A 13,545-nucleotide genomic window follows, 5' to 3' on the forward strand; every position below is an offset into this window, starting at 1 on the left:
TTAACTAAATGCAGACACTACAGACCACCAGCCTGCGGGTAAGCGAAAATCAGCTCTTTATTCTTGACCAGCAGGCTTTACCGCAGGAAAAACGCTGGCTGGCGGCGGATAACGTGGCGCTGCTGGTGGACCATATTCACGCCCTGCGGGTACGCGGCGCGCCGCTGATTGGCCTGTCGGCCAGCCTGCTGCTGGCACTGCTGGCGCAGCGCGGCCTGACCCGCGAGGCGCTATCTGAGGCGCTGGAGACGCTGCGCGCCGCGCGTCCGACGGCGGTAAACCTGATGAATAATCTGGATCGCATGAAGCTGGCGCTGGCGGAGGAGCGCTTTCCACAGGCTCTGGAAGCGGAAGCGCTGCGCCTGATCGAAGAGGATAAACAGCTTTGCGCCAGCATCGCCGAGGCGGGCAGCGCGCTGGTGACGCCGGGCAGCCGCCTGTTGACCCACTGCAATACCGGCGGCCTGGCGACGGCGGGCGTCGGCACCGCGCTGGGGGTGATTGCGCTGGCGCATCAGCAGGGAAAGGTGGCGAACGTCTGGGTGGATGAAACGCGCCCGCTGTTACAGGGCGGACGTTTGACCGCCTGGGAGCTGGGTGAACTGGGCGTGCCGTATCGGCTGATTACCGATTCGATGGCCGCCAGCCTGATGGCGCAGGGCCAGGTCGACGCGGTTTGGGTGGGCGCTGACCGTATTGCCGCCAACGGCGATGTGGCAAATAAAATCGGCACCTATTCGCTGGCGGTGCTGGCGAAGTATCATCAGATTCCCTTTTACGTGGCCGCGCCGCAGACTACCCTGGACCGCCATTGCCCGAACGGCGCGGCAATCCCGATTGAGCAGCGGGCGGCCGCCGAAGTCACCGGCGTCGCCGGCAGCTTTGGCGCGGTGCAGTGGGCGCCGAAAGAGGCCGCCGTTTATAATCCGGCGTTTGACGTCACGCCCGCGGCGTTAGTGAGCGGCTGGGTGCTGGACAGCGGCGTGGTGACCCCGGAGCAGGTCGCCGCCGGGGCGTTTGCGCCAGAAAAGGCCTGAACCTGAGCAAAAAGGCGAAGCGACCTCCCTCGCTTCGCTTTCAACTTATGGCAGCACCATCTCTACCGCCGGAGCGGACTGCGGGTCGATATTGCGGCCAAGCGCCGTCAGCGCCGCCTGGTACGGGCACAGAGTCCCGACGGCGGTGGTCCGGCAGCCCGCCTGATGCCACTCCTGGCGCAGCAGCGGATGCTGGCTATCCGGCGTTTGCAGGCGGCGTAAATCGTCCAGACTTTGCGCCTGGAAGTAGACGCGCAGGTAGCGTTTTCCGCTATGGGTGTCGCGCCAGCGTTCCAGTACCAGGCTGCTGCCCGGCGGGATATTGCCGCGGCTGTACCCCGGCAGCTGCCAGCTAAAGTCCATTAACGTCCGCACCATGGCGATATTGGTATCGTGCGCCACCAGCAGCAGCCAGCGCACGTTCGGCGCGGCGCCCTCTTTTACCCCTTCGAGCATGGCGTTGAGCAGAATCGAGCCGCGTTTTTGCGCGGTATAAAACACATCGTTGCTCAGATCGTAGTTCTCCGTCAGCAGCGGCAGCAGGGCGGTGACCTGGCTGGCGCGGGTAATATTGCCCCACGCCAGCTGGCTGAGAGGCAGGTTCTCGCTCCAGCCCAGACGCAGCGTCTCAACCATATTGGCCATCACGCTCAGCCCGCTAATCGACGTTTTGCCGCTTTTGCTCTGCTCCACCTGCCACGGCAGGTCAAATACCGGGCAGGGCTTATCGGGCGCGCAGACGGCGTTTTTCAGCAGCTGAATCACCGGAGCCAGCGCCTGCCGACGCTGCGCCAGATCGCCGGCCGTCTTCTTCACTTCCGCCAGCTGGCGGGCGGGATCGGTTTGCGTGGCGGCAAATTTATCGGTCTGAAACAGCGGGTCGGCGTCGCCGCTGACGTGATGAATCATCACGCCGCAACCGGGAAAGGCGCCGTCCACCAGCGCCTGGGCGGTGGCCCGCGTGCGCTGCAGGGGGCTGGCGCGCACGTAAATCTCACCGCTCGCCGGACAGCCCGCCGCCAGCAGTCCGAGCTGACGATAGCGTGCGCCTTCATCACGACCTTTATTGACGACGGCGGCGTAGCCGTGGCCGGTCAGCTCGCCGTCGCGGGTGGTCCACTGCGTCCACGGACGCTGGGTCGCGGCTTCGATAGCCTCCCGGTTGCCCTCCGTCGGCGGACGAATGCCGTGGCGGCTGAGCTCAACCACTTTTTCCAGCGTAAACTGCGCGGCGGCGTGGCCCGGCGCGGCCAGCAGCGGCAGGGCGCAGGCGAGCAGCAGGCGTAGCAAAACCTGATGTCGTACAGGCATCATAAAATATTCCTTATAAATTAAAAGGTTATGACGAGAGTGAGGTCTGACGCTCTATCGCGTGTCGCCTGGCAACAATCGCGGCGGTGGTAAAACAGAATAGCGCGGACATCAGGCCGGTGCCTACCCAAAACAGCGATAGCGTACTGAAGTCATACAGCGTTTTGCCATTTTCGATTATCGATGTTTTATCGATGATGATGCCGGTCAGAAACTCGCCGAGTCCCGCCCCCGCGTAGCTGGCGATACCGATGGTGCCGAGCGCGGCGCCCGCGGCTTTACGGGACGAAATATCGACGGCGATCAGTCCGCCAAGGAAGCAGGTCAACGCCCCGATGGTAGCGCCGAAGATAATCATCGCCAGAATATCGGTGTAGTAGCCGTGCGGCGACCAGAGCATCAGCGCGAAGCCGGCGGTGTTGAGCAGGCTGATAAAACCCGCCATCACGCTGCGGTTGCGCGGGAAGAAGCGGTCGGAGAGCATCCCGGCGATAATCGTTCCGGCAATACCCGCGATAGCGTTGACCCCGATAATCCCGGACGCTTCGAGGGTAGAGTAGGCTTTATCCTGCTCCAGGAAGAAGATCCCCCATGAGTTCACCGCGTAGCGGTCGATATACATAAACGCCGAGGCCAGCGCCAGCGCCCACAGGGCCGGGTTGCGCAGCGCCAGCAGCTGGTTTTTAAACACCGAGCCGCGGGCTTCCGTCTCCTCCAGCGGTTCGTCGCGAATCACGTTGATTGACGGGAAGCCGCAGCTTTGCGGCGAGTCGCGCATAAACAACAGCATCAGCACCACCCCGGCGGCGCCGAGCGCGGCGGTCGACAGATAGCCCATCTGCCAGCCGAATCCGGCAATTACCGCCGCGATCACCATATAGGTCATCGCTTCGCCGATGTTATGCGCCGTCGACCAGATGGCGTAAAAGGTGCCTCGCTCTTTACAGCCGTACCAGCGCGCCAGCGATACCACGCACGGGCCGACGCCCATCGACTGCGCCCAGCCGTTAATCCCCCAGAAGATAGCCAGCAGCATGGCGTTGCTGGTCATCCCCATCATCAGGTTCATCCCGGCGCTCAGCAGCAGCCCAAGGCTCATATAGCGCACCACGTTGGCATGATCGGCGATAAAGCCGTTGACCAGCTTGCCGATGGCGTAGCTGAAAAACAGCGTTGAGCCGATCATGCCCAGCTCCGTCGGGGTAATGCCGAGCTCCACCAGCGCGCTTTTGGCGACGGTGAACGACAGCCGGCAAACGTAGAACGTGACGTACGCCAGGGTCATGGTAATAAAGGTTTGCCAGCGCACGCTGCGAAAGCGCCGCTCATCGAACTCTCCGCCCGCTTTGGGCGGCGAAGCGCGAAAAAATGCGATAATTCTTCCAGACATAATGGTATCTCCGAAGGTCGGAGGCCTGACTGATTAGTGTGGTTCGTCCGTGAGGTTTAACCCGTCATACTTCAAGTTGCATATGCGTTGGCTGCGTTCGTTCACCCCAGTCACTTACCAGAGTAAGCTCCTGGGGATTAATGAGAGGCTCCTGCCTCTCACCGGAGGCCAGCCTTCGGCTGGTCAAATTCGTTCCCGACGAATTTGTCGCTCACTTGCCGCCTTTCTGCAACTCGAATTATTTAGGGTTGATTGTCGTTGTGTAGAGTACATAATCAGATAAAGCCTGACCCGATGCGGTTAAGGTAATGGGTGACAAAGCATGTTTTTTAATTGTGGATAGAGCGTCTTGCTGGCCAGCAGCAGCGGGTTGCCGTGACGAATCCCGTCGTTTGCCAGATAGTCGTTGCTGAGGCCGCCCGCTTCGCGCATCAGCACCAGCCCCGGCAGCCCGTCCCAGGGGTTCATATGCGGTTCGTAGTAGCCGATAAGCCTGCCCGCCGCCGCCCAGGCGCTCATCAGCGCCCCGGAGCCGTTGCGGATAAACATCCCGCCGTCGCTCAGCAGCGCATCGAGGAAGGGCAGAAAGACCGCAGGCGTCACGCGGTGCGAGGTGCCGACGCCCATCACGCCCTCTTTGACCGTCGCTGCCGGATGCGGCGCGATAGGCGCATCGTTAAGCCATGCGCCCTGGCCTTTCAGGGCGTGGAACAGCTCGCGATGGTTGGGGTCGTACACCACGCCGATAACCGGTTCGCCGTCGGCTATGATGGCCAGCGACAGGCACCAGGTGTGCAGGCCGTTAAGAAAACAGCTGGTGCCGTCGATGGGATCGACAACCCACAGCACGCGGGCGTCCGGCATCTGCGTCCCGCTCTCCTCGCCGAGAAAACCGTCCTGCGGGAAGGCGTCAGTAATGCGCTGCTTAACAAACGCTTCGACCCGCTTATCGGCGACGCTGACCACGTCCTGCAGATCGTCGCCTTTATGATCCACCGTCAGCCGGTCGCGCTGTTGATAGTATTCGAACGCCAGTTCAGCGCCGGCCTTCGCCAGCTCGCAGGCTAAACGGTAGCGGGCCTGCAGTTCATTTGATTCCAGTGATTTCATCATAACTCCCTATTTTGCACACGTGTGCAAATTGCCTGAAAAAAACGGCCCCGAAGGGCAAAATGAGTGTGGATGGATTAAAAATATTATTCTGTGATCGCTCCGGCATAAAATGAATTTTTCATTTCGCACTTTGACGAACGATCAGTTTCACCGGCACTTCGCGATGGCGTGACGGCAGGCTGAATTTGGCGATCCGCGTGACCAGCAGATCCACCGCGTGGTGGGCGAGCAGGGCGGTATTCTGCTGCACGGTAGTCAGCTGATAGGGCTGCCAGTCCGCCTGGGGAATATCATCGAAGCCGATAATCGCCGGTAGCGAAGCGGCGGGGTTGTCCGCCCGCAGGCCGTCCAGCGCGCCGAGCGCCAGCATATCGGTGGCGCAGAACAGCGCCTGCAGCTGCGGATGCGCGGCAAGCAGCTGCCTGGCGGCGGCAAAGCCCGCCTGATAGCCGCTGCTGTCGCAGAAGTGCGCGGCGACCTCCATGCCCTGAGTATGGGCAACAAACGCTTCGTAGCGCTGGCGGGTGCTGAAGTTATCCAGGCTTTCGCCGATAAACCCGGCCTGGCGCCACTGGCGCTGGGCAAACAGGTCGGCCACCAGCTTCGCGCCCTGCGCGTTGTCGCTGCACACGCGATCGCAGCCGGCCAGCTCGGCGTGGCGGTTGATAAGGGTCACCGGGATTTTTCGCTCCAGATACTCCTCCGCCAGCGACAGCGGCGGCGCCCCGGAGGTGATAATAACCCCCGCGACGTGATAGCTCAGCAGCTGCCTGAGAGACGGGGCGAGCTGCTGCGGATCGTCGGCGTTCATCAGCAGCGGCATAAAACCGTTGAGCGCCAGCTGGTGGACCAGCGGCGACAGCAGCTTGCTGCGGAAGGGGTTATCAAAGCCGGCGGTGACGATGCCGATAAAATTGCTGCTGCCGGTGTTCATCGTGCGGGCGATAATGTTGACCTGATAGCCCAGCGTTTCCGCCGCGGCGAGGACTTTCTGGCGGGTTTTTTCCGCCACCGATGCGCCGGGCGTAAAGGTGCGGGAAACCGCGGAACGTGAGACGCCAGCGAGTCGGGCAACGTCCTCTGCCTTAATCCATTTTTTTTCGCTCATAGTATCAGGGTACGGGTTATCCTCAGTGAGCCCGCGCCGACGCAGGAACCTATGGCCGGCACGGAAAAAGTCGTTAAAAGGTACCACATAAATCCCCGGGCGAGCAGTGGGTTGACGCGGCATCGCGGCCGCGTCAACGTCAGGCTTATGCCGGATAGCGAATCTGCTCCGCCTGGCGCTGCAAAATAACTTTGCCGTGACGAATGGAGGTCAGCACTTTGGCCTGGCGGCGCAGCGCGTCGTAGTCGTTTTCCGCATCGAGGATCAGCAGGTTCGCCGGGCGTCCTTCGGCAATGCCGTAGTTGTCGCCGAGGCACAGGGTGCGGGCGCTGTTATCGGTGATCAGATCGAGGCAGCGCTGCAAATCTTCGTATCCCAGCATATGGCAGATATGCAGCCCGGCGTCGAGGATGCGCATGATGTTGCCGTTGCCCAGCGGGTACCACGGATCCTGAATGGAGTCCTGGGCAAAGCAGACGTTGATCCCGGCGCGGTCCAGCTCCGCCACCCGCGTCACGCCGCGGCGTTTAGGCCAGCTGTCGAAGCGCCCCTGCAGGTGAATGCTTTCGGTCGGGCAGGAGATAAAATTGATGCCAGACGCTTTGAGCAGACGGAACAGCTTCGAGCAGTAGGCATTGTCGTAGGAGCCCATGGCGCAGGTATGGCTGGCGGTGACCTGCGAGCCCATGCCGCGCACCCGGGCCTCTTCCGCCAGCACCTCCAGAAAGCGCGACTGCGGGTCGTCGGTTTCATCGCAGTGCACGTCCACCAGGCAGCCGTGGCGCTGGGCCAGGTCCATCAGAAAAACCAGCGAGCTGACGCCCTTATCGCGGGTGTTTTCGTAGTGCGGAATGCCGCCCACCACGTCGGCGCCCATTTCGATGGCGCGGGTCATCAGTTCGCGTCCGCCGGGGAAGGACTCAATGCCCTCCTGCGGGAAGGCGACGATCTGCAGATCGATAAGATGGGCCGCTTCTTTTTTCACTCTCAGCATCGCCTCAAGCGCCGTCAGGGAAGGGTCGGTGACATCAATGTGGGTGCGCACGTGCTGCACGCCGTTGTCGCGCAGCATGCCGATGGTTTTCAGCGCCCGCTGGCATGTATCTTCGACGGTGACGCTCGCTTTGCGCTGGCTCCAGCGGGCGATGCCCTCAAACAGGGTACCGCTCATATTCCACTCCGGCTCGCCCGCCGTCAGGGTGGCGTCAAGATGGATATGCGGTTCGACGAACGGCGGGATGACCAGCTTTTGCTCAGCATCGATATCGTCGGCGTCAGCCGCCTGCGCCGCGGCCTGCGCGGTGATGCTTTTAATCACGCCGTCCTGTAAGTCGAGGGTATAGAGCGCTTCTTGATGGCGCAGGCGAGCGTTGATAATTTTCATGGTTGTTCCCGTAAATGGTTTTGCGACATACGCCAGATCGCTAAGGCGACCGAGGCGTTGAGATGAAACTGCGGGTGGCTGACCGGATAGCCGGTCAGCTTCTCAATACGCTGAATGCGTTGATGCAACGTGTTGCGGTGAATGCCCAGCCGCTCGGCGGCTCTGACCACGTTGCCGCTCTCCTGAAGCAGCGTTTCCAGGGTCTCCATCAGCAGCCAGGGGCTTTTGCGATCCGGCTCAATCAGACAGCCGAGGGTGTCGTGCATAAAGTCGCTCAGCAGGGCGGGGTCGCTAACGGCGGAGAGCAGCTTGATAAACCCCAGCTGCTGGTAGTCGCTGATGCGCTGGGCCGGACGCAGGTTATCGCTGAGGTCCAGCGCCTGACGCGCCTGCGACAGCGCGCGCTGATATCCCTGCAGCTGCTGCACCGGCGCCGAAAGGCCACACAGCAGCGATAGCCCGTCGTCGCCCTCCGCCAGCGCGATCAGCCACGCCTGGAGCCACGTTTTTTGCTGATAAAACTCGCCTTCCTCATCCGGAAGCAGAAAGAGAAACATATTGCTGCGCTCGACCAGCGGAAAGGGATTACCCTGCTGATTGAGCTGCTGCTGCAGCCGCTGGCGTACGGTGCGGCGGGCCTGCTGCAGCCAGGCTTCGGCCTGCTCCGGCGGAAACTGGCGAAACAGGCGCGGTATCCCCTCAAGGCGCAGCGCCGCCACCCGCAGCGGGCGGGTAAAATCCAGCTGCTGGTGGAGCGCCCGCTGATGCAGGATTTGCAGGTCGGGATAGTCGCCGGTTAACAGCTGCAGCAGAATATCGCGCTGCGATTGCAGGGCGTTTTCGCTGCGCACCAGCGCGGTACCGATGCGTTCGGTCACGATCACCATTTTCAGCAGATAGGGCTGTTCGATCAGCGGAATGCCCAGCTCGTCGGCCAGCGCAATCAGGCGCGGCGAGATCGCCTGAATGTACGCGTCGCCGGTGAGGATCACCATGCCGGCGATCCCGCGCTGCTTGCCCTCCATCAGCAAATGGATCAGGTTTTCTTCATCGCGGGGATGGTTGATCCCGGTGATAAACACCAGCTCCCCGCCCATGATCCATTCGGCGATATTTTCATTTTCCGCCACGTAGTACCAGCGAACCGCCAGCTGCAGCCCCTGCTTACCGGCGCGCAGGCGCATGGCGGAGAGCCCCTCCAGGGCGAGGATTTCGCTGACCGTCAGGCTCACGGCTACTGCTCCGCGACCGAATCAGCGGCGGGCTGACGTTTGCTCAGACGCGTCAGCGCGATATAGACCAGCGCGGAAACGGTAATGCCAACCAGCGGGGCGATCCACGGTGACAGGTAAGCCACCGCCGCGCCCACCGCGTAGGCGCTAAGACCCAGCCAGTTAAAGCGCGGCAAACGGGCGGTGTGCAGCAGCGGATAGCGGCCGCCGCGATAAAACCAGTAGTCGGCGAGGATCACGCCGCCGATGGGCGGAATGATGCTGCCCAGCAGCACGAGGAAAGGGATCAGCATTTCATACATACCGCCAATGGCAAGCAGAATGCCGACCCCGGCGGCAACCACGGTCAGGGTGCGGCGACGCTCGCTGCGCAGCAGATGGCAGGCCGCCGCCGAGACGTTGTAGATCGTTGGCCCTTGAATCGTCAGCAGGTTGAGGCACAGCATTATCACCGCGGCGACCGACAGCCCCTGCAAAATTAGCACTTCCACGATATCGGCCTGCTGATAGACGATGGCGCACCAGGCGCCGGCGATAATCATCAGCCCGTTGCCGATCAGGAAGCTGCTCATGCTGGCGACGATGGCGGTGCGGCTGGAGTTGGCCAGCCGCGTCCAGTTCGTCGCCTGGGTCGCGCCGCTGGCAAAGGTGCCGAATACCATGGTAATGGCCGCCGACCAGGTCATGGTTTCACCCGGTTCGATTTGGGTCATCGCCTGCCAGCCGCCGGCGTGATGGGCGGCAAGGTACATCGACACCACCAGCAGAATAAACATCAGCGGTACCGATACGCGCGACAGCGCATCCAGCCCCTTATAGCCCACCAGCGCGGTGACGCAGAACAGGATGCCGAACAGGATCATCAGCGGAATCGTCATCGCCGCAGGCAGGGCGAGGATTTTGACCAGCGAGATGGCGACCGTCGCGGTTCCCCAGGCGTACCATCCCAGCTCGGCGAAGCCGAGAATAAAATCGGCGAGCTTGCTGCCGATTTCACCGAAGCAAAAACGGCCCATCAGCACGGTATTTAGCCCGCTGCGCGCGGCAATCCAGCCGAGCGAGGCGGCGTACAGGGCCAGCAGAAAGTTACCGATAACCGCAATCCACAGCAGGTTAACGATGGAGAAAGAGACGCCAAGCTTGCCCCCCGCGAACATGGTGCCGGTGAAAAAAGTAAAGCTGAACAGAACCATCGAGATGGAAAAAACGCCCTTGCGCCCGGCGGCGGGCGCTTCGACGAGCGGAAAATCATTGCTGTTTGACATGGTGGAACCTCTGAGTGGCTATCCAAATAGCGATGGCAGAGGGGTAGCAAGAGGTGTGCCAGAAAAAGCGGGGCAGAGGTAACACAATGGGGTGGGCAGTATGCACATAAAACGACGTTAAACGGCCGCTGTTTGCCATAAATGTGTGCACAGTGCCATGTTTTGCACCGCCGTGGGGCAGTGGGATGTGACTCCTGCCCCTGCATTTTTGGCGGACGACGGCTGGCGTCTTACCCGAACAGGGGGCAGGTCAGAATCGACAAATGATGCCAATTTTACGCCGTTTCCCGGCGGCACGATCCCCCATCTTTTTAACCGCCCGCAGGCGGTAATTTTGGCGTCATGAAAATGCTCAGTTGTATTGTTGTTAAAAACAGTAATTTCATATGCTTTTCTGATATAACCATTATCAATGTAAGTCTTTCCTGAAATATTGTTCGCTTACGCTGGCGGTGTTAGTATCGGGTAAATAGCCATTTAGACGGCTAAATACAACATCGCTAAACTAAGGAACTGCTATGTGGCAAGAAAGACTCGCGCAACTGGTCACCACCTGTCATTGGATCGGCGCGAAAGGCTGGGCACCGGCCACCGGCGGCAATATGTCGGTGCGTCAGGATGAGACCTGGTGCTGGCTGAGCGAGTCGGGGCGTGATAAAGGCAGCCTGACGACGGAGGATTTCCTGCAGGTGGAGATCGCCAGCAATAAAGCGCCTTCCGGACGTAAACCCTCTGCTGAAACCGGCCTGCATACCCTGGTGTATCGCCTGTTCCCGGAAGCGAATGTCGTGCTGCACGTGCATACCGTCAACGCGACCGTGCTGTCGCGGATTGAAAAAAGCGCCACCCTGGCGCTGCAGGGCTATGAGATGCAGAAAACCCTGACCGGCCAGCACAGCCATCTCGAAACCGTGCCGGTCGCCATTTTTGATAACGACCAGAATATCGATGCCCTGGCGGCGCGCATTGAAGATTATGCGCAGACCCACCCGCTGCGCTACGGCTTCCTGCTGCGCGGCCACGGCCTGACCTGCTGGGGCAAAGACATTCACGAAGCCCGTCGCCAGCTCGAAGGACTGGAATTTTTGTTCGAATGTGAGCTGATGCGCCGCCGCTACGAGCGCGACTAATTTCTCTTCACCAACGGGTCAGGCATGGATTTTTATCTCGGAATCGATATCGGCACCTCGCGCGTGAAAGCGGTGCTGTTTGATGAATGCTTTCAGGCGTGCGCCAGCGCGGCGCAGAACACCGGCCCGCGGCTGTCGGCCAACGGTCACGCCGAGCAGGATATGGCCCAGCTGTGGCAGTCGGTGGTGGCGATTTTACGCGATATTGCCCGGTATCCGGCGCTGCAAAGCGGGCGTTTACGCGCCATCGGCCTTGCCGGGCAGGGCGAAGGGGTCTGGCTCAGCGACGCCGAAGGCGAACCGGTCGGGCCGGGTATCCTGTGGAGCGACACCCGCAGCCGCGACCTGATGAGCGAACTGCTCAGTCGCCCCGGTTTTGACCGTCGCTTCTTTGACGATACCGGTACCCATCTGCAGCCCTGCAACACCAGTATGCAGCTGTACTGGCTCAAGCATCACCAGCCGGAGCGGCTGGCGGCGGCCCGCTATCTGTTTTTCGCCAAGGACTGGATCCGCTTTCGCCTCACCGGCGTCGCGGCGCTGGATCTTACCGATGCCAGCACCTCTTTGCTGAATCAGCAGAGCGGAAAGCTATCCACGGTGGTGCTCAATGAGATGGGCCTGGCAGATTTACAATCTCTGTTCCCACCGCTGCTGGCGCCGGACGCTCAGGCTGGAACGCTGCGTGAAGAGGTCGCGGCGCTGACCGGGCTTCCCGCCGCCACGCCGGTCGCGGCGGGCGCGCTGGATGTGTGCAGCGCGGCGCTGGGCTGCGGCGCGGTCAACGATGGCGATATTTATACCATTCTTGGCACCACCTGCTGCACCGGTATCGTCTGCCACGGTCGCCAGACGGTCAACGAGGGGACGCGCTACGTCACCCATACCGAAGCGGGCAGCTTTATTAACCTTTTTCCGATGCAGGCCGGGACGCCGAACATCGACTGGCTCCAGCAGCAGATTGCGCTGGAGCCAGATTTACAGCAGCTGGAACAGCATATCGCCAGCGTTGAGCCCGGCAGCGGCGGCGTCTTCTGGCAGCCCTACCTCAACGGCGAACGCGCCCCGTTCTTTAGCCCCGAGGCGCGGGCCGGTTATTTCGGCATTAGCCAGCACACCACCCGCGCGGAGCTGCTGCGGGCGGTGTTTGAAGGGCTGGCTTACGCTATCGTCGACTCGCTTCAGGGCTACCCGCAGGGCGGCGAACTGTACCTGACCGGCGGCGGCGCGGCTTCGGCGACCTGGCTGCAAATCATTGCCGACTGCACCGGCAGAACGGTGGTTTCCAGTCCTTTCAACGAGCTTAGCGCGCGCGGCGCGGCGATTCTGGCGGCGCGCAGCGTCGATGCCCTGAGCCGCTATCCGGCGTTGGAGCAGACCCGCTATCGACCCCATCCGCAGGCGCACAGCCGCTACGCCGCGCTCTATCCGGTGTATCGCCTGCTGCGCGAGCAGATGCTCCCGGTGTGGCAGGCCCGCCGCGAGGCGCTTCAACGTATTTCTCAGGAACAACGCATATGAAAATTGTTTTTACCGCCGAACACGCCGGCGACCTCAGCGCTTTTCAGCAACTGGGCGAACTGCGGGTAGAAGGCTGGGCGCTGGGCAAGCCGAAGCTGAGCGCAGGCCAGCTGATCGAACTGGCCCACGACGCCGAGGTGCTGGTGACCAGCTACGATGAGGTGACGGAAGCGGTGATCGCCGCCTGCCCGCGTTTACAGGTGATCGCCTGCACCCGCGCCAATCCGGTGAACATCGATACCAAAGCCGCCCAGGCGCGCGGTATCCGTGTGCTCTATACGCCGGGGCGCAACGCGGACGCCGCCGCCGAGCTGACGCTGGGGCTGATGCTGAGCCTGGCGCGGCATATTCCGCAATCCCACGCGGCGCTGAAGCGCGGCGAATTCACCCACGCCGAAAACGCCGCACAGGCCACCCAGAGCGGACTGCGCCGCGATGTGGTGTGGGACGTTAGTCCGCAAAGCCCTTATGAAGTCTTTAAAGGCAGCGAGCTGCGCAACAAAACCCTGGGGCTGATTGGCTACGGTAATATTGGCCGCCGGGTGGCGCGAATCGCCCGCGCCTTTGGCATGGCGGTACTGGTGGTGGACCCGTTTGTCGCCGCCGAGGATATCAACGAACCGGGGCTGCAAAAGACGACCCTTGAGGGGCTGTTCCGCGAGGCGGATATCGTGAGCCTGCATCTGAGCAGCGGCCCGCACAGCGATGGGCTGGTGAACGCGCCATTGTTGAACAGCATGAAGCCGGGCGCGCTGCTGATCAATACCTCGCGCGCGGCGGTCGTGGACGAAGAAGCGCTGATTCACGCGCTGCGCCACGGCCCGCTGGGCGGCGCGGCGCTGGATGTTTACCATCGCGAACCGCTGTGGCGCGACCATCCGTTTGTCACCGAGTTTGATAACGTGATTATTACGCCGCATATCGCCGGGGCGACGCGGGAGAGCATTGCTAAGCATACGGCGATGATTGCCGCCGACCTCCAGCGCTATGTCGCCGGAGAGCCGCTGCTCTATCAGTGGCGTTAAGCCGCGCTTGCCGCCGCGCAATGCGGCGG

11 protein-coding genes are annotated in these 13,545 nt (G+C 61.6%); 4 read left to right on the forward strand and 7 right to left on the reverse strand.

The window, feature by feature from the left end:
* Positions 1-8 precede the first annotated feature (8 nt).
* Positions 9-1,037 (forward strand): S-methyl-5-thioribose-1-phosphate isomerase, encoded by a 1,029-nt coding sequence (gene mtnA, locus BJF97_RS08345; RefSeq protein ID WP_014837785.1) that lies wholly within the window; start codon positions 9-11, stop codon positions 1,035-1,037.
* 45 nt (positions 1,038-1,082) lie between these two features.
* Here mtnA and BJF97_RS08350 read toward each other — a convergent pair whose 3' ends face one another.
* The 7 genes from BJF97_RS08350 to codB form a co-directional block, all read right to left on the reverse strand.
* Positions 1,083-2,351, reverse strand: a complete 1,269-nt coding sequence (locus BJF97_RS08350; RefSeq protein WP_032694344.1) for a histidine-type phosphatase — start codon at positions 2,349-2,351, stop codon at positions 1,083-1,085.
* A gap of 25 nt (positions 2,352-2,376) precedes the next feature.
* Positions 2,377-3,738 carry an MFS transporter gene (locus BJF97_RS08355; protein ID WP_032694343.1) on the reverse strand — a complete coding sequence of 454 codons (1,362 nt, stop codon included), beginning with the start codon at positions 3,736-3,738 and terminating at the stop codon, positions 2,377-2,379.
* 300 nt (positions 3,739-4,038) lie between these two features.
* Complete coding sequence (locus BJF97_RS08360; protein ID WP_032694342.1) at positions 4,039-4,848, reverse strand: inositol monophosphatase family protein; 810 nt, start codon at positions 4,846-4,848, stop codon at positions 4,039-4,041.
* A 121-nt stretch (positions 4,849-4,969) separates the two neighbouring features.
* Positions 4,970-5,959: a LacI family DNA-binding transcriptional regulator gene (locus BJF97_RS08365; RefSeq protein WP_014228374.1), complete on the reverse strand. Its 990-nt coding sequence runs from the start codon at positions 5,957-5,959 to the stop codon at positions 4,970-4,972.
* A 145-nt stretch (positions 5,960-6,104) separates the two neighbouring features.
* Complete coding sequence (gene codA, locus BJF97_RS08370; protein ID WP_032694341.1) at positions 6,105-7,343, reverse strand: cytosine deaminase; 1,239 nt, start codon at positions 7,341-7,343, stop codon at positions 6,105-6,107.
* Entirely contained in the window at positions 7,340-8,575 is a 1,236-nt protein-coding gene (locus BJF97_RS08375) for a PucR family transcriptional regulator (RefSeq protein WP_014837790.1), read from the reverse strand. The genes codA and BJF97_RS08375 overlap by 4 nt, the downstream gene beginning before the upstream one ends.
* 2 nt (positions 8,576-8,577) lie before the next feature.
* Entirely contained in the window at positions 8,578-9,840 is a 1,263-nt protein-coding gene (gene codB / locus BJF97_RS08380; protein WP_032694340.1) for a cytosine permease, read from the reverse strand.
* A 518-nt stretch (positions 9,841-10,358) separates the two neighbouring features.
* On the opposite strand from codB, the gene BJF97_RS08385 reads away from it, so the two are divergent.
* Genes BJF97_RS08385 through BJF97_RS08395 form a run of 3 tightly spaced genes read left to right on the forward strand, consistent with a single transcriptional unit; the run spans position 10,359 to position 13,516 of the window.
* Entirely contained in the window at positions 10,359-10,970 is a 612-nt protein-coding gene (locus tag BJF97_RS08385) for a methylthioribulose 1-phosphate dehydratase (protein ID WP_014228378.1), read from the forward strand.
* Positions 10,971-10,994: 24 nt separating this feature from the next.
* A complete protein-coding gene (locus BJF97_RS08390; protein WP_014228379.1) occupies positions 10,995-12,491 on the forward strand; it encodes an FGGY-family carbohydrate kinase in 1,497 nt (498 codons plus the stop codon).
* A complete protein-coding gene (locus BJF97_RS08395; protein WP_004848726.1) occupies positions 12,488-13,516 on the forward strand; it encodes a 2-hydroxyacid dehydrogenase in 1,029 nt (342 codons plus the stop codon). The genes BJF97_RS08390 and BJF97_RS08395 overlap by 4 nt, the downstream gene beginning before the upstream one ends.
* The last annotated feature ends 29 nt before the right edge of the window (positions 13,517-13,545 follow it).

This window comes from Klebsiella sp. LTGPAF-6F, assembly GCF_001753185.1.
GTDB classification, from domain to species: domain Bacteria; phylum Pseudomonadota; class Gammaproteobacteria; order Enterobacterales; family Enterobacteriaceae; genus Klebsiella; species Klebsiella michiganensis.